The sequence below is a fragment of the Blautia sp. St.27G3 genome (assembly GCF_059728505.1).
On record NZ_BAAGFO010000003.1, the window covers coordinates 351,600 to 368,802 of the forward strand.

Annotated in this window: 17 protein-coding genes and 8 tRNA genes; 24 read left to right on the forward strand and 1 reads right to left on the reverse strand. The window is 37.5% G+C overall.

The features are described 5' to 3' along the window. Nucleotides 1-61 precede the first annotated feature (61 nt). The 5 genes from AC6I2O_RS15745 to AC6I2O_RS15765 all read left to right on the forward strand — a co-directional run bounded on the left by AC6I2O_RS15745 (nucleotide 62) and on the right by AC6I2O_RS15765 (nucleotide 3,708). Nucleotides 62-361 carry a hypothetical protein gene (locus tag AC6I2O_RS15745; RefSeq protein WP_497743214.1) on the forward strand — a complete coding sequence of 100 codons (300 nt, stop codon included), beginning with the start codon at nucleotides 62-64 and terminating at the stop codon, nucleotides 359-361. A 3-nt stretch (nucleotides 362-364) separates the two neighbouring features. Then, nucleotides 365-1,585: an ATP-binding protein gene (locus AC6I2O_RS15750; protein WP_497743215.1), complete on the forward strand. Its 1,221-nt coding sequence runs from the start codon at nucleotides 365-367 to the stop codon at nucleotides 1,583-1,585. A 372-nt stretch (nucleotides 1,586-1,957) separates the two neighbouring features. Next, a complete protein-coding gene (locus AC6I2O_RS15755; RefSeq protein ID WP_497743216.1) occupies nucleotides 1,958-3,202 on the forward strand; it encodes a DEAD/DEAH box helicase family protein in 1,245 nt (414 codons plus the stop codon). Continuing rightward, nucleotides 3,186-3,380, forward strand: coding sequence for a hypothetical protein (locus AC6I2O_RS15760; protein ID WP_497743217.1), 195 nt, complete (start codon nucleotides 3,186-3,188; stop codon nucleotides 3,378-3,380). The genes AC6I2O_RS15755 and AC6I2O_RS15760 overlap by 17 nt, the downstream gene beginning before the upstream one ends. Nucleotides 3,381-3,393: 13 nt before the next feature. After that, nucleotides 3,394-3,708 carry a hypothetical protein gene (locus AC6I2O_RS15765; RefSeq protein ID WP_497743218.1) on the forward strand — a complete coding sequence of 105 codons (315 nt, stop codon included), beginning with the start codon at nucleotides 3,394-3,396 and terminating at the stop codon, nucleotides 3,706-3,708. 115 nt (nucleotides 3,709-3,823) lie between these two features. Here AC6I2O_RS15765 and AC6I2O_RS15770 read toward each other — a convergent pair whose 3' ends face one another. Next, entirely contained in the window at nucleotides 3,824-3,976 is a 153-nt protein-coding gene (locus AC6I2O_RS15770; protein WP_497743219.1) for a hypothetical protein, read from the reverse strand. Nucleotides 3,977-4,200: 224 nt separating this feature from the next. Between AC6I2O_RS15770 and AC6I2O_RS15775 the strand changes: the two genes are divergently transcribed. The 19 genes from AC6I2O_RS15775 to AC6I2O_RS15865 all read left to right on the forward strand — a co-directional run bounded on the left by AC6I2O_RS15775 (nucleotide 4,201) and on the right by AC6I2O_RS15865 (nucleotide 17,202). Continuing rightward, on the forward strand, nucleotides 4,201-4,584 hold the full coding sequence (locus AC6I2O_RS15775; RefSeq protein WP_497743220.1) for a hypothetical protein: 384 nt from the start codon (nucleotides 4,201-4,203) through the stop codon (nucleotides 4,582-4,584). Next, nucleotides 4,559-5,641 carry a ParB N-terminal domain-containing protein gene (locus AC6I2O_RS15780; RefSeq protein WP_497743221.1) on the forward strand — a complete coding sequence of 361 codons (1,083 nt, stop codon included), beginning with the start codon at nucleotides 4,559-4,561 and terminating at the stop codon, nucleotides 5,639-5,641. The genes AC6I2O_RS15775 and AC6I2O_RS15780 overlap by 26 nt, the downstream gene beginning before the upstream one ends. Before the next feature lie 33 nt (nucleotides 5,642-5,674). Beyond that, nucleotides 5,675-6,262 carry a hypothetical protein gene (locus AC6I2O_RS15785; protein ID WP_497743222.1) on the forward strand — a complete coding sequence of 196 codons (588 nt, stop codon included), beginning with the start codon at nucleotides 5,675-5,677 and terminating at the stop codon, nucleotides 6,260-6,262. A gap of 506 nt (nucleotides 6,263-6,768) precedes the next feature. Further along, entirely contained in the window at nucleotides 6,769-9,516 is a 2,748-nt protein-coding gene (locus AC6I2O_RS15790) for a hypothetical protein (RefSeq protein WP_497743223.1), read from the forward strand. 131 nt (nucleotides 9,517-9,647) lie between these two features. Beyond that, the gene (locus tag AC6I2O_RS15795; protein ID WP_497743224.1) at nucleotides 9,648-10,277 is read left to right on the forward strand and encodes a hypothetical protein; all 630 of its coding nucleotides are present in this window, start codon (nucleotides 9,648-9,650) and stop codon (nucleotides 10,275-10,277) included. Nucleotides 10,278-10,667: 390 nt separating this feature from the next. Continuing rightward, nucleotides 10,668-10,752, forward strand: a tRNA-Tyr gene (locus AC6I2O_RS15800). A gap of 89 nt (nucleotides 10,753-10,841) precedes the next feature. After that, nucleotides 10,842-10,916, forward strand: a tRNA-Pro gene (locus tag AC6I2O_RS15805). 2 nt (nucleotides 10,917-10,918) lie between these two features. Further along, nucleotides 10,919-10,990 (forward strand) — tRNA-OTHER (locus AC6I2O_RS15810). A gap of 88 nt (nucleotides 10,991-11,078) precedes the next feature. Then, nucleotides 11,079-11,164, forward strand: a tRNA-Ser gene (locus AC6I2O_RS15815). A gap of 47 nt (nucleotides 11,165-11,211) precedes the next feature. Beyond that, nucleotides 11,212-11,294, forward strand: a tRNA-Leu gene (locus tag AC6I2O_RS15820). A gap of 92 nt (nucleotides 11,295-11,386) precedes the next feature. Further along, nucleotides 11,387-11,465: transfer RNA gene (locus AC6I2O_RS15825), tRNA-Leu, on the forward strand. A 137-nt stretch (nucleotides 11,466-11,602) separates the two neighbouring features. Then, nucleotides 11,603-11,677, forward strand: a tRNA-Glu gene (locus tag AC6I2O_RS15830). Between the two features lie 116 nt (nucleotides 11,678-11,793). Continuing rightward, a tRNA-Lys gene (locus tag AC6I2O_RS15835) sits at nucleotides 11,794-11,866 on the forward strand. A gap of 311 nt (nucleotides 11,867-12,177) precedes the next feature. Beyond that, entirely contained in the window at nucleotides 12,178-13,425 is a 1,248-nt protein-coding gene (locus AC6I2O_RS15840) for a PhoH family protein (RefSeq protein WP_497743225.1), read from the forward strand. A gap of 98 nt (nucleotides 13,426-13,523) precedes the next feature. Then, nucleotides 13,524-14,147, forward strand: coding sequence for an ATP-dependent Clp protease proteolytic subunit (locus AC6I2O_RS15845; protein WP_497743226.1), 624 nt, complete (start codon nucleotides 13,524-13,526; stop codon nucleotides 14,145-14,147). 45 nt (nucleotides 14,148-14,192) lie between these two features. Further along, nucleotides 14,193-14,507, forward strand: a complete 315-nt coding sequence (locus AC6I2O_RS15850) for an HU family DNA-binding protein (protein WP_497743227.1) — start codon at nucleotides 14,193-14,195, stop codon at nucleotides 14,505-14,507. Between the two features lie 9 nt (nucleotides 14,508-14,516). After that, nucleotides 14,517-14,705 carry a YonK family protein gene (locus AC6I2O_RS15855; protein WP_497743228.1) on the forward strand — a complete coding sequence of 63 codons (189 nt, stop codon included), beginning with the start codon at nucleotides 14,517-14,519 and terminating at the stop codon, nucleotides 14,703-14,705. 5 nt (nucleotides 14,706-14,710) lie between these two features. After that, nucleotides 14,711-15,877 (forward strand): hypothetical protein, encoded by a 1,167-nt coding sequence (locus tag AC6I2O_RS15860; protein ID WP_497743229.1) that lies wholly within the window; start codon nucleotides 14,711-14,713, stop codon nucleotides 15,875-15,877. A gap of 77 nt (nucleotides 15,878-15,954) precedes the next feature. Further along, complete coding sequence (locus tag AC6I2O_RS15865) at nucleotides 15,955-17,202, forward strand: YonG family phage-derived protein (protein WP_497743349.1); 1,248 nt, start codon at nucleotides 15,955-15,957, stop codon at nucleotides 17,200-17,202. Nucleotide 17,203 lies beyond the last annotated feature (1 nt).

Consider the following 17,203-nt stretch of genomic DNA (forward strand, 5'->3'; position numbering starts at 1 on the left):
ATGCATCACAAACACTCCAGCTCCTCCAAAAAACATAACAGACGTTAGGAGGAAACGCACATTGACAATTTATCGCTACGAACTCATCAATCACCACATCACCTTTGTCTCCGCTCAGGAAGCAAAGGTTAATGAGACTAACTATAGTCTTCTCTCTAATCCGAACAAACGGATATCTAAAAATCTTATAGACCATATCAACCCCGAGGATAGTTCTCTGTACATGACAGAATACAACTTCCCCAAGGCTCAGAAACTTTTTTCCCACTACCTCAGAAACCAAGCAGAAGTTTATCAACATACAGCTGACCTTCTATTCAAAGAAGCAGCTCAATTAATGAAAATGAAGGAGAAATCATGAAGAATGAACAACATCTTTACGCAAACAATTAAAGACAAAATCAATGACATTGTATATATTTTTTCAAAAGATACAGTAGACACTATGGTAACTACCTGCTTCAGCAATCTTACATCAAAATTTACAAAAGAAATTACATCGAGATCATCTGAAGCTGTACAAGAATTAGAGCAATTTCTATATAAGATTGACCCTATAGAATTTAACAAACATGCATATAGACCCTCTGGTAGCAGATATCTGCTAGATCCAACACTAAAGGCTCACACTTGTTATTCTCTACTTCTTCCACAAAAAGTAGTTGCTGTAATCAGGAAAATCAATGAATACAATCTTACAATACTTCTTATAGGTAAAAAAGAAGCATTAGACCATACAACAGAAGTTATGAACGCATTTCTTTCTGGTGGTCTACACGAAGATTCAGCATCAGAAGGTATCAGGTATGTACATACTACTATGGCCCGTTTTACTGATACAGGAGATATAAAATTTTCTTCTTGGAAACGCACACCTATAAAGAGTATAGCAGAAATCATTACAGCTCAGGAAAATAAAGATAAGATCACTCACTACCTCAATAAATGGATTGATTCCGAGGAATTATTTGAAAAGCTCGGTATTAATCATAAAGTAGGAATCTTACTTTACGGTCCACCTGGCACTGGTAAAACATCTATGGCAAAGTACATTGCTTCTATGTTAAAAACAGATCTAGTAACAGTAGATATTTCTAACTTCCCATCACAGGTTCCTGATTTAACCCCAATAGAAGATAAAATAGATGATAGCGTATGCGTAGTCTTATTTGAAGACATTGATTATCTTTTTAAGGATATAGACGGAAATCAAGCAAAGATCAATGCTATGTTACAAACAATGGATGGTACAGGTTCTAATAAGAATTTTGTATATATAGCTACTACAAATGATATTGACAGTTTGAATGCTGCTATGATTAGAGATGGACGCTTTGATCTTAAGATCTTCATGGATAATATTCTTGATCTTGAGCAGGCAAAAAACCTGTGTAAAGTTTTGACTTTGTCAAAAGAGCAAACTGAAGAAGTATTAAAGAATATAGATATACCTATCAACCCTGCTACTTTGCAGAATTTATGTATTCAACGTTTGTTTAAAGATACGAATGAAGAGAACAAAATACATGATAGGTCTAAGAGTGCTGGAGAATCTATAGAACAAAGACTAGACTGTTATTTGTGATAGGTATCCATTGTTTTATGTTCGCTTATGTCTTTTCTGACGAAAAGAAATAAGCTCACAGTATTTTTCAATCGCTCTTCCTCTATTTGCTACGCAAATATCGGAAACCGCTCTGAAAAAAATTTTATTATATTTTTTATATCTTTTATTAAAAGGGATAGGGCTAAAAAAAGCAGTAAACTAAAGGGATTATTTTTCAATTTATTATATTTGTATTTCAGGAAGAAATCAGGTATAGAAGGATAAAATACCAAGTAAAACAAAGGATAAAATAGTTATTATAAGAGTGAAAATAAAACATAATAAAAATGGATAACACGCGTTAATGTGTGACATTTAATAAGTGATATTATTTAAAAAAGGAGAAAAAATATGGAATTTAATTGTAACGTACATGTAATAGATGCCATCATGGGAGCAGGAAAAACCTCGGCAGCTATTAACTATATGAAGAATGCAGATGAGTCAGAACGATTCATGTATATCACACCTCTCAGAACAGAGGTAGCTCGAATCATGAAGCAATGTAAGGAGAAGAACTTCCTACAGCCAGAGGAACGCTTTCTTACAGATACCAAACTGAATAGTATCAAACGTCTAGTAACAAATAACGAGAACATAGCTTCTACTCATGCTCTCTTCCACCGCTTTGACCGGGAAATGATTGACCTATGCAGATCGGAAAACTACACACTTATCATGGATGAGGTAACAGATGTTATCAAAGAATACGAACTGTCTAAGGAAGATTTCAAGATACTCCTGGATACGTGTGTATACATTGAAGAGGATACCCATCTGATCAAATGGCGAGATGACGCTATGGACTATACCGGTAAGTTCGCTACGGAGAAGCGCCTTTGTGATATGAACTGCTTAGCTTACTACGGTAACTCAGTCATGATGTGGTTGTTCCCCATCGAAGTATTCAACGCCTTCCGGAACATATACATCCTGACATACAAATTCGATGCACAGATCCAGAGGTACTACTACGACTACTTCGGAGTACCGTACAAGCATATGTATGTATACGGAGACTCACCAGAGACGTACTCATTTACTACCGATCCAGTATCATACGCTTCTAAATATGATTACCGGCAGTTGATTCATATCTGCGACAACCAGAAGCTGAATGCTATAGGTGATCTTACAAACGACCTGTCATATTCTTGGTTTGATAGAAATAAGAACAACACAGTTATCAAGAAGCTGAAAAATAATCTTGTGAACTACTTCAATAATATCTGCAAAGCCAAAGGTGGAGACATCATTTGGACCACATTTAAAGAATATAAGAATCACCTCAAAGGTATGGGGTATACCAAGGGATTCCTTTCTATCAACGCTCGGTCGATGAATGAATACCGGGACCGTCATTATGTAGCTTATGCAGCTAACAGGTTTCTTAATCCTTTCATTAAATCTTTCTTTTCCCAGCACAATATCACAGTAGATGAAGACGGTTATGCCCTCTCTGAGATGCTTCAATTTATTTGGAGGGCTGCTATCAGGAACGGCGAAGAGATTTATATTTATATCCCATCTGTTAGGATGCGTACCCTTTTGCAAAATTGGATCATGGAGGTGTCTGGAAATGATATTGACGAATAATAAAATAGCTGAGGCTTTAGATACCATCAAGGAAGTGTGCGCACAGTATTCAGACTGCTCAGAATGTGAGCTTTACTCAGATAGCAATGATTGCTGCCAATTTAAGATAGTTGACCCAGAAAATATGGAAATATTAGAGCCTGATAACGATACAGAATTTCATAGGTTCTTTGATTAGGAGGTTTTAAGAAGTGGAATTAGGTATTGAAAAAGACATCGTCGTTAATGGCAAACAATATAACGCAAAAATTGTTAGCTGTGAGGTCTTAAAGTTTGATATTGAGTACATTGTGGAAATAACCAACTGTTCAGATAGCGAAGAAATGTATTGTGCTGCCGTCAGTAATCCTATAGAGAAAGACGAAGAAGACCGAGTCATTCATAACTATATCTTAGTGATCAAAAAAGCGGTCGGTATTTTACAACTTAATCCGGAACCAACACCAGCCAATAAGCGTGCTTTGCAAAAACTCGCGTACTGGAACGGCAACTGCGACGTAAATTAAGTAAATGATCCTTAAGTGTATGTGGGCGGTGCAGGCTAAAGAATAGTGGTGCCCGCATAAACACCACTACCAAATCAAAGGAGATATTTTATGAATAACACTATCTACTGAACGATTAATCCTGCTTGTCTTCATAGAAGGAACTGTTGATTTCTATCCATCCTCGGAACAAGGACAGATGAAAATCTTTAGTTCTCTTATTAAGAATTCCATGAATTACAAAACAAGTAACTGCTAATCCGGCAAGCCCTATAAAAAACTCTTCCATAAATCCCCCCTCTTCTGTACAGTAACTCAGAAAGGTGAATGAACGTGGGAGAACTCCCAAAAGAATTGTTGTTCATAGATATGAATCCTTTCTATAGATATGTACTTTCATAAAAGATGCGCGGTATCCAGCCAAGCATACAGTCGTGCATCGAGTAAGTGCGCAACAAACTTACTACACATATACTTAAGTTCATTATAAAACAAAGGAGAGAAAATTAAAATATGATAGCTTCAAAAAAAGTAACGATAAATGGTGTGAAATATAAGGCATCCATAAGTATTAATGCGGAATATAAACTTAACCATAACAAACGACAAGTAGTTTACAATGTAGAATTTATTAGGAGGTCTCGATTGATTACGTTGCTATACTATGAAAACAGATCATATCTTGAGTTTGTAAGAGTAGACATAGGTGATCAAGAGGATGAAGACTATAAACGTATCATAGAGAAAGCTGTAGAACAACTGATGCCAAAGCTGGATAAAGAAAGACAAGAGAAAGAAAATGATATGAGTAAGACTAAAAAGCTTAAAGACTGGGATGGAGTTATAAATACGCACATAAAGGAGGAAAAGGTTGCTAGTAGACATAAACAAGATTAATGCAAACGACCGTATCCGTAAGGAATTCGGAGACATTGAAGAACTGGCTAAAGATATTCAGCTGAACGGCCTGATTAATCCACCTGTCGTCATTCCGGAAGAAGATGGAACGTTCACTCTTCTAGCTGGTGAAAGACGGCTTCGTGCTTGTAGGGTACTGGGATTCAATCAGATAGAGGTCCGTACATGGAGAAGTCTTAATGATGAGGAAAAACTGAACATTGAAATCTCTGAGAACGAGGCACGCAAGAGCTTTACTAAGACTGAACGTCTTGAGTATGCCAGCAGACTTAGTTTAATAGAGGTAGAGAAAGCTTTAGATAGAATGTTATCTGGTAAGGAGCAAGACCCTACGAAGAATTCTTCGGGGGGTATAACAGGAGAAGTCAGAAATATTATCGCCAAAAAACTAGGGATAGGTTCTGGTTGGCAGTACGAACGAGAGAAATTCATTGCTGAGAATAGAGACGCGCTGACACCGGCGGAATTTGCTGACTGGGATGAAGGAAGAATCAGTACCAACAAAGCTTATATGAAGATCAAAGCCCAGAAAGAGAAACTTGAGCAGGCAGTACAAGCATTACAAGAAGAAAATGAGCAGCTGAAAAATAGACCTGCTGCCATACGTGAAGTAGACCGTACTGATTATGCTTTAGCAGACAAGCAACGCAGTAAAATTATGCTGTTGGAAGAACAGCTGAAAGATATGACAGCAAAGAAGAACCACTATGAGAATTACGCCAAACTGACTGAAGAGGATGCTAAGAAATACAGACAGTTGAAGAAGGATATGGAAGTTTTAACCAAGCAAAGAAGTGAAATTACACAGCAAATCAATGCTGCTACTGAGCTATCTGGATTGGTGGTAAGGATACGGCGTGTTCTTGAAGAAGACCTTGCGCCAATCAAATACAAACGCTGTATGGAAGCGCTCGGAGATAGTGAGGTCGCCAGACAGAATCTCGCTGACATTGTATACCAAGTATCTTCTTGGGTACAGGAAATGGAACAGTATGTTCATATGCAACATGTAGATTCAATAATTATAGAAGAATAATAGAAAATATAGAGATTAAAGGAGAAAATTTATATGGCAAAAACAACAAACACTATCACAACAGCGCGTGCTACAAAGACACTGGAAGCTAAAATGCAGGCAGTAGAGGCTATGCAGAATAATATGATTCAGACGCAGGAAGTGATCATGCAAAATATTGCTGACGCACAGCAAGCGATTACTGCTATGGATGAACGGCTCAAGCATCAGGAAGATATAACTAATACACTCGGATTTGGGTATCACTCTAAAGAATTTACTAAGCTGAAGGCAACTTACCTGTCTCGTGTGCGTAATGATCTGCTCAGTCCTATGTCCTGTGGTGATGAATTCAAGGCCGGTAACTACTCTCTCGCTTGGAAACCATTCTTTATGAGTTGGATCAATCATGATATTTGTAGGCCGTTTGGGGTAAGTAAGATCGGAAACATTAAAGCAGAGGATTTTGAAGCAGCTATGGAGATTGCTCAAACTTGGAGGCCGTCTACTCATAAACTGCAGGACGCTCTTGAAAGAGTCAAAGCAATGCATTTTGTAAAACCGTTTGATGCTGATCGGTGGTCTGCATTCAGACATTACATGGCTGATACCAATGATGGTCAGATTAATCCGTGGGCATAAAAGAAACGCTTATGGCAAAAATCATAAGCGTCCTTAAGAAGAAATATCAAGAAAAGTACCTCGTGCAGATTTATTCTTTAGCTGTTAAACTCGCAATTTACTTCAAATTTAGAATGATCAGTTTCTAAATTTAAAGAAAATGATTTTGGGGCACGGCTAAACCCGCCATAAATCGTATACATAGTAACAAGGAATGCTACTATAAGTCGTATTGCTGCGAGTTTATACCTGTGATCTGGTTTCATCTCTCACCCCCTTTCCGATGCCGATCACATCAAGTTAATACATGGAAATTTTGATGAGCAGATTGCTCAGAATTGATTTGCACTTTGCAGTATAACTATCGGGTGGCGCGTAAGGTTACACGCGCAGTAACCTTCATCCGCTTGACAGTATAATACATGGGTAGCAATACGTCAAATTCAATAGTTCCTATTTACAATAAGGGATTGGGTAAAATAAACGCTTGAACGGAGTAAAAAAAATCATAAATAAGGAGTGATTACTTGGATAATCAAGGAATTAGAATACCGTCAGTAGATGCGAAGGACTTATATATAGCAAACCATCTGGTGGAAGAATCGCTAGAAGGTTACACCCTAACGCGTCGTGATGGGACAATCAATATGAAAAAATTTATAAACGTTCTTGATTATAGCTTGGATCTAATAAAGATTAGGCAGGTATATGACAGAGTTTACCGGAATAAACAGTTTTCATTTATAGCAAATGGTTATGAGCATACTACTAGAGTTATCAATGTAACTTTTAAGTATAGCGTGAAAGAATACAACAGGATCGGGAACAATATCTATGTCAAGAACGGATATAGATTAGACGAAGATCTACCTGATACCGGGGTATTGATCAAAGATGGAACCTTGATTGCTATTAAGGTAGATACTAAAGTTAAAGAACCGGTAAATGCCTGTTATCTAGGGAAAAATTTTAAATATGTAGATGGTAAATACCAGACGAGTTACATCAATACTGTGATGAATGTTTCACAGCTAAGGCAGGAATTGTATTCCAACGGATTCTATTTTGAAGGAGTTCATTACGTCAGATTTAAACGTTCGTCAGGATCAAGTCGTGTAGGTAAATGTTTGTTCATTGATGAGCGAATGTATCCGGTCATGCATAAGTTTGATATGCATGGGATTAAGATAAACCGAGGACAACCAGTTGATCTTGCTGCTCTCGAAGCGTATATGGCTCTTACACTCAGTTCTATTATAGATACGATAGAAATTGATCCGGCTTCAATCTTAGTGATTGATGATTATGATAGCGTTTTTAAGGATAACGTAGTTGCTACCAGATCTGTTGATGGTAGGCTAATGACCGGCGAAGAAGAAATTACTGTCTCAAACTCTATATGGGACGGTCAAAGTTTAATAGATGTATCTATTATGGGAGAATACTCATGTTATGGTATGATCCTCCTACGGAATCATTTCTTTAAGTCGTGTGCATTCAACACAAATATCCAAAAATTTTTTACAGATAACGGTATCATAAGTGTAGAACAGCTGAATGGGGTAACGTTAGCTACAGACGTAAATCAAATTAAATTGATTACTACGCCAAGTAGCATTAAATATACGAAGTTCGGAAGTATAAAAAAATGGCTGAGATCTACCGGTTCTACATTTGGGGTTGTAAAACATGAGAAAAAGACCCACTTCTTTGATGGGCGTATGGTCCAAGTACATTATCAACTGTTAAACACACTTCAATTCTCATATAACGAAATGTATGAATTCTTAAAACCTTCCTTATATTATATGGATCTGTTAAAAACCGAACCTGCAGTATTACGGCATCACATTAAACTCCCAGAAGACTCTGACATCAGGATGAGCAAGACTTTGAGCAAAAACGATATTGTCTTTCAGCTTTTGGGTATCAATGAACACTTTACTGACACAAAAATGTACTGGGAATTTTGCAAGAATACCATTGCAGCATATAAGCAGAATTTGATGTATGGACATGTATTAGTCAAGGGCAACTATTCTACTCTCTTTGGGAATCCATTAGAAATGCTGACACATTCTATTGGACAGTTTGATGGTAATAGCTGCTTGGGTGTAGGGAATGTATGTAGTAAGAGGTTTAAGAACAGGGAGAAATTACTTGGAACGAGAAGTCCGCATGTATGTGTCTCTAACATTCTATTGTGTAATAACGTACACAATAGTGATATTGATACATATTTTAATCTTACAAATGAAATTGTCTGCATAAATAGCATCAAAGAGAATATTTTACAGAAATTAAGTGGCGCAGATTTTGACTCGGACACGATGCTATTAACCAATGATTCTCTGCTTATTTCTATAGCAGAGAGGAACTATGACAAGTTTAAAGTATCTACAAGTGCCGTTGAATCTACTAAGACACAAAGATATTACACTCCTGAACAACAGGCTGATCTTGACATCAAGACATCTGTAAATAAGATCGGCGAAATCGTAAATTTATCTCAGGAGCTGCAAACTCTGATGTGGCATAAGCTGAATAATGGAGCAAGTTACGAGGACATCAAGGAGTTGTATTACGATACTTGTCAATTAAATGTAATGTCTGGTTTGGAAATTGACTCAGCAAAAAAGGAATTCGACATCAATAATGAGTATGAGCTACGGATGTTGCGTGATAAGTGGATGCGAAGAGATCATAAAGGGCGTTATATTAAGCCTTACTTCTTTGGTCATGTCGATAAAGTAAAAGGGTTTTATAACAAAGAGCGTAAGAATTATCTCAAGCATGATACTTCTATGGATTATCTAGCAGACATCTTGTCTAAATATAAAAGTCCAAGGATCAGGCGTAAGCCGGTCCACATTTCAGAGATCCTTACTCCAATAAATGTACTGCGTCCAAGCAGAAGACATATTGAGAGAATCTTGTACGAGATCTCACAATTCAAAAAGACTTCCTATTATATATGGAGTGAATACACGGATAGTTCTGACCAATACCAGTTTTATTTACAGGCTGAAAATGAACTGATAGATTCTATTAACAAAAGTGATTTGAATCTGGAAACATTGTATGCGCTAATAAGGAAGCTTGAAGATGGTGATAACTCAGACTTTGTGCTAAAGATCCTATTTAATATAGGAAACAATCAGGCTTTCGAGTTGTTAAAACAGTCAACTACAGGGATTAGTTTACTTGAAGAAGATCCTGATGGGGACATCTCATTATACGGAATAAAATTCAAAAAAATACAAAAAACGGCCTAAAAATGTACAATATTTTTTTTGAAATGTTAAAAATACGCCGTAATTATACGGGTCTTTTAGGCATTGCTTAAGAGACCCTATAGGAAAGACTAAAATAATCATGCGCATAGCGCAAGGAAAGGATATGAAAAATGGAAAAAGAAAAAATGCTGGTCACAAAAGCTTTAAATGAGCTTAAGTTGTTGGATGAACGTATTCGTAAGGAAATTATGAACAGTTCATTTGTTGCTACTGCTAAGATTGTGGAAAAGAAAGTAACACCGAATTGTACGAAGGATGAATTTAATGCAAAAGCAAAAGCCACATTCCAGTCAATTAATGATTTGATGGATAGGCGTGCAAGAATTAAGGCTGCTGTCGTAGCATCTAACGCTGTTACAAAGCTTCAGATTAATGGTACTGAGATGACTGTTGCGGAAGCTATCGAACTTAAGACAAGTATTACCTATCAGGTGCAGTTGCTGAATACTATGACAGCTCAGCTTAATAATGCCCGTAAGGAGTCTGTCAAAAATAATCTGGCAATGGAAGAAAAAATTGACAGATATATCGAGACTATGCTTGGTAAGGAAGCAAAAGGGAAGAAAGAGGATTATTCTGAGATGATTGATCCGATCAGAATAGCAAATGAGTACGCTCTTGTGGATCCGCTTGACGTAGAAAGTAAAATTGAAGAATTGGAACATTGGATTTCCGGATTTAATAGTGAAGTGGATGCGGCTCTTCAGATTTCCAATTGTATAACTTGGATTGAATTCTAATTAGAAGCAGTGGATTGATGCCACTCTTCTATATATAAAAAATATTGCACGGTTATGCGAAAACTATAAATTTACATACGCCTCTTAATGCGTTAATTAAGAAACCAAAACATTCTGTGAGAAGGATAAAGATGTAGGCAGGTGCTTTGGATCTGCCTACTGGACATAATCTATTATAAAGAAGGAAAGCAATATAGTGCTTTCAGCAAGTGTGATGGAATGTTCAATGGTAACATGCTCAATCTTCCAATTCTTACTTAATTAATTCTCTTAATGTTAATTAAGCAATTGTCTTATATCAATCTTCGATAAAACCCTATGTACATTGGTTAGAGAGTTTATGTAATTATCTCATAGTTGTCCTTTAGGCTGTATAGTCGTGCAATTTATGGGTGAGTAAACCGTTAAGGAGACGGGGCAGACTGTAAATCTGCTGTCATTACGACTCGAGTGGGTTCGATTCCCTCCTCACCCATTAACCCTGCGTGTACTATTTGCTGAATTTGTTTCGCAGTGTGCTCCTTCCTTTCCATAAAAGGTCAGTTAGCAGGGTGCTGACCGTATTGAGATGTAGTTCAGTTTGGTTAGAACGCGCGATTTGGGATCGTGAGGTCGTCGGTTCGAATCCGGTCATCTCAACTGCGGGTTATGCTGGAGAGGATCCACAATAGGCTCATAACCTATGTACACAGGTTCGAATCCTGTACCCGCTATTTGTATTACTATCTATTGAATGTACAACAAGATCAAACTCTCTAAATATGGTTGCGTCAAAAGTAGGTAGGTAGTAATACAAAATATGGTAGTGTGGCAGAATTGGCAAATGCACTTGCCTGCTAAGTAAGGGTCTTGTAAGAGACATGTGAGATCGAGACTCACCGCTACCGTTTCTTCATACAAAAGATTGAAAATATGCATTATTACACTACTTTCTGTCGGTATGGCGTAATTGGCAGGCGCATCGGATTTAAGCTCCGATGGTCACAGACCGTGCAGGTTCGAGTCCTGTTACCGACATCTGCCGAGTGAATCAGAGCGGCCTCTGAGGCGGTCTTGAAAACCGTATGTACGCGAAAGCGTATGGGGATCGACACCTCCGCTCGGCGTACGCGAGTATGGCGGAATGGAAGACGCGCTAGTCTTAGGAACTAGTGGGCAACCGTGTGAGTTCGAGCCTCACTACTCGTATTACGGGTATCTAATTTTGATAGATACTCCTACTGTTAAAAAATTAAGCCATTGGTGGAAATCATGTATAGGGTAAGCTCCTATCACACCACTAATGGAGAGATGGCAGCAAAACGCTGCCTATACTCTCCTATTATGCTCCCTTCGTCTAACTAGGAAAGGACACGACCCTTTCAAGGTCGTAATGTCGGGTTCGAGTCCCGCAGGGGGCATCCTCCTTTAAAGTTTAAAGGTTGTTGGGTCGCCCCCAACTGATGTGAGCGGTCGTGGTATACCCTTACAAAGAATGACAATGACTTCGGTACATGTACCGAAGTAAACCACACACGTGCCTGTAGCTTAGTTGGTAGAGCAAGCGGCTTTTAACCGAGAGGTCGGGGGTTCGATTCCCTCCAGGCGCACTATCTTCCTATTATAATAGGAAGAAATTCACACAGAAAGAAGGAGAAATTATCAAACTTATCGGGAAACGAGAGTTAAACGTACTGATCCAAAAAGGGTACGTTGACAAGTCAAAGTTAAACGGTGTCACTGTTACTTCGAAAAATAAGAACGCCAATGGTAAGAGGTATTATGCTGTCGATACCCTTGCTTTTACAGCATGGAGTATTCTTGGTCTTAATCCTGATGATAAGGATTTCCAGCGGTGGAAAGCACGAAATAATGCTAAGCGCTCAAAAGGAAAAAATTATCATAAGAAAAGGGATTCATAATGGACAAAGAAAGGCAATTATTTTTTGACACAAATGCATTATTAATACTACAAGAAAAAGCATTCCATCAAGGTCATTTCTTTATATCACAACAGACACTTCAAGAGATTGAAAGTATCAAAGTAAATTCTCATAAAGACGCAGATGTGAAATGTAAGGCGCGCAAGTGTGCTAAGCTGTTAGACCAATATCATGCAGACTATACTGTTGTCCCCACCTCCTTAGATATTATCAACAGTGTATATGATATGAATCTTGAGATAAGCCCAGATGCAATTATTATTGCTGCTGCTAAGAGTGTAGAGAGTAATACAGGCTTACCGATCACATTTGTTTCTGAAGACGTCGCTGCAAAATGTTTAGCCAGATCGGTTGGCAAGCTACAATTTGTTACAGGTGTAGACGAACTTATTGTAGAAAAAGAAGTTTATACTGGATACAAAGAGGTTGTTCTTTCAGACGAAGAAATGAGCGATTTTTATTGCAACCTGAATGTGAATAAGTTTGGCTGCCTGGAAAATGAGTATTTGATAGTGAAGAAATCTGACGGTGAGATTGTCGACTATAAGAAATGGAATGGATGTGAGTACAAGGCTTTATCTTATAAGCAAATTAATAGCCACTTTATGGGCAAAATCAAGCCTAGGAATGCACAGCAAGTTCTAGCATTTGATATGTTGCAAAATCCAACTGAGACAATCAATATTTTGTCTGGAAAATTTGGAAGCGGCAAAGATTATATAATGATTGCTAATGCATTAAAGCTTATAGAAGATGGTAAATTTGAGAAAATGCTTTATATTAGGAATGCAATAGGGGTAAAAAATGCAAATGACATTGGATTTTTACCTGGTTCTAAGTTAGAGAAACTACTGCCCTATGCCATGCCCTTGGCTGATCATCTGGGAGGACAAGCAGGGTTGGAAATGCAAATGTTACAAGGTTCTATTGAAATTGAACATTTAGGATTCATGCATGGCAGAGATATAAAAAACACAATCATCTATGTAAGTGAGGCAGAGAATCTCACAAAAGAACATGTCCAATTACTTATTGGTCGAGTTGGAGAAGGTTCTGCTTTATGGATGAACGGAGATTTTAAGCAGACTGACAGTGAAATTTTTATGATGAATAATGGGTTATTGTCTACCGTACAAAGACTTGCCGGTCATAAAAGATTTGGTTATATTCAGTTACAAAAGACTGAACGTAGTGAAACTGCTGCTATGGCAGATTTGCTGGATTAAAAATTGTAAACACATTTATCAGAATAGTAGCTACTAAAATACCAGAAGCAGAACTGGTGCTAAAACTGCAACTCTATAAAAATATAAGAGGTTAATTGATGAAGAAAGACTTATTTTTCAGTGAATTACCCGGACCAGAGGATACTACTATAGTAGAATCATTAATCCGACATTACTTAGATGAACGCATCCTGATTTTTAATAATACAGTGGACGTGGATATTTTGGAAGATATTACGCTGCAGATTATAAGATTTAATCATGAAGACAAAGGATTGCCTGTTGATCAGCGCAAGCCAATCAAGCTTTACATTCAGTCGCCTGGCGGCGATATGGTATCTGGTTTCAACCTAATTGATGTAATTGAAGCTAGTAAAACACCCGTCTATACAGTTTGTATGTCTAACTGCTCTTCTATGGCATTTTACTTATTCATTTCTGGACATAAACGCTATGCTTTTAAGAATTCTATCTTACTAAACCATGATGGTGAAATTTCATTAAGCAATTCCAACGCCAAAGCAAAAGATACGTTTAAATTTTTTGAAGAGATGGAAGCAAGATCTAAGGATTTTGTCGTTAGTCATACAGCAATTACACCTGAGTTTTACGACTCAATTTATAACAAAGAATACTTTATGTATGCCAATGAGGAAGCCAAGGAGCTTGGCTGTGTAGATTATATCATTGGAGAAGATGTCACCCTGGATGAAATACTCTAGGATAAAAATTTTTTTAAAAAATGAAATCAAAGGAGATTTAAAATTATGAACAATACTAAGATCACTATGAACGTAAAAGAATTTGTTAGAGCCGTTGCTCTCACAGCAGGAAAGACACAGAAGGAAGTAGCAGAACTGCTGAATGTTATGGATGAAGTAGTAAAGGCACAGCTGGCGCAGGCAAGACCGGATGCAAAAGTTGAGGTTAAAATCCTTCCGTCTGGATTATCTCTAATCTCTGAGTTCGTTGAGTCACATGAGGCACGTAATCCGGCTACTGGTGAAACAGTTAAGGTTGCTGGTAAAAACAGAGTGAAGGCTAAGCTGTATTCTGGTATTAAAAATTCTGTGAACGCGTAAGGAGAAACAATGGCAAAGTCAAATCGTACTGTTACATACACAAAAGCTACAATCAACCTTGCAGAAGGAACAATTACAGAACACCTGAAAGATGGTGACAATGTTTATTATATTGATAAGCTACTCGAAAGTTGGGACGGTGTTGATGGTATCAGTATCCGAATTACGAAAGATGAAGAACTTCCGAGTGAGGAATAGTCACTTTGGACCTTAACAGGAATAGTAAAGAAACGGACGCGGAGTTTATGCTCCGCGTTTGTGCTTTAAAGGATGAAATCGGCACATGGGAAGATGTGGCCAATATAATAAACAAGGAACTTGGGCAGTCTTATACGGAAAGTACATACCGTAAACGTTACAAACGAGAATGCCAAAATCAACTGGAAGATACTGTTATTATAGACATGGAAAAAGCAGAAAAGATCAAAGCACAGACATTAAATCTTGAAAGGAATCGCTTTGATAGAAGCTTGTACCGTCAGCAGCTGTATTATGAACAAATTAAGGATACTATTGAAACGTTGCCACTTCCTACTTTCAGGGTACCGGTGGAACATAATTGTGTTGAGCACAGTGACATGCAGTATCTCTTAACGTTGGCTGATGTCCATTACGGAGCAAATTTTAAGAGTGAAAATAATGAATACTCTACTTTGATTGCAAAAGAACGGTTTGAATTATTGACAGGAAAAATGATAGATTTCATTATTACCCATAATGTTTCTATATTAAATGTTGTATCGCTCGGTGATATGATACAGGGGATTTTACGTGTAAGTGATATACGTTTAAATGAAACTTCTATTGTCCGTTCTACTGTTGAGGTAAGCCGCCTGATAGCCATGTTTTTGAATGAACTATCTGGTTATGCAAAAATAAGATATTACCATGCACCACAAGCAAACCATACGCAGATTAGGCCGCTTGGGACTAAAGCAAATGAATTGGCTAACGAAGATATTGAGTATATTATAGGTAATTATATACGCGACCTATGTATCAATAATAAAAACATCAAAGTGGTATTAGCTGAAGAGAACAAGCCGTATATACGTATACCTATTCATAAATATAATATCTTAGCCATGCACGGACACCAGGTAAAAAATATAGATACTGTAATTAAGGATTATACATCGCTAACAAGGGAATTTGTAGATTACCTATTCATCGCACATCTGCACAATAATAAGTGTATATCTGGTTACGAAGGCGTAACACACGATGCGGAAGTTTTCGTAGCACCTTCATTTGTAGGCTCATGTCCTTATAGCGATTCTATCTTAAAAGGTACAAAATCATCTGTAAAAATTTACGGAATTGATTATATTTATGGCTGCACTGAGCAATATAAAATTATCTTAAATTAATTTTTGATAAGACTATGAAAAGAAGTTTTAGAAAATAAGCATAGCGTTTTGTCGCTGTGCTTATTTTTTTGATCGGGGTGATTAATATAGCAACACGAAAACTCACTACTACTACAAAGGAACCCAAAAAACCTATAGCTGAAGTAAGAGCAGAAAATGAAAAACTACAAAAAGAAATCGAAAAATTAACCACAGATCTTGAGAAAATCCGGAATGGTTATTACTGCCATATGTGCGGCAGATTTCTAAAGGCTGATGCATTTTATCAAAGTACAGATCCGAGACTGGCTTCTGGCCATGCACCCTACTGTAAAAAATGCATAACAGCACTGGCATGTAGACGTGGACACGATGGTGTGCTGCAAGGGCCAACAAAAGCATCGGTTATGCTGGCACTAGAATACGTAGATAAGCCATTCATTAGCACACTGTGGGATGCTAGTTACTATGAATCAATGAATGTGAATACTACAAAAGCCACAGCGAATATTTGGTCAAACTATATTAAAAATGTGTCTATGCGTAATTATAACGGAATGCGTTGGAAAGATGGCGATATATTTAAGGGTAACACACAGCTTGGTAAATTGGACGCTGCTCTCCCATCTGAACTTGAAGAAGAGGAATTTGAGAAAGAACGGCAAGCTAGGCTGGCTGCCATGGAGGAATGTGAGATTAACCGTAGGGATGTTATTGCTGCAATTGGTTATGACCCGTTCGCAAATTATCCTAATTCTGCTGATAAACCTATGCTTTATGCAAGTTTGATATCTTTTATAGATGAGGATGCAAAAGATGATGGCATGAAAATGAGGGCTATCATCCAGATCGTAAAGACCTATAACCAGATTGAAAAAATAAACGATACATTGGATCGTTATGTGAATGATGCATCAGAGTTGCCAAGTAACATTCCATCCTTGGATAAACTGAGCGGTGTAGTTGCCCGTTTGAATAATGCAGCAAACACACTAGCAAAAGAGAACGGTATTTCAGTCAACAACAATTCTAACAAATCAAAGGGAGCTAATACCCTGTCCGGGAAAATTAAACATTTGTCCGAAATAGGATTCAGAGATGCCCAGATAAATACTTTTGACTACGAAACCTGTGAAGGTATGCGTCAGGTGGCTGAGCTGAGTGAAAAAGCGAGACATCTACAAATCGGTTATGATGACAACATTGCTCAGGAAATTAAAGACATAAAAATAGAACTTGTAGAGAAATTGACGAAAGAACGTGACGCAGCGTTAGAATCCTTGCGTCTGCTTTTGGTTGAAAATATGGATCTAAAAGATACTTTAAAAATATCCCAAGGTGCTTAAT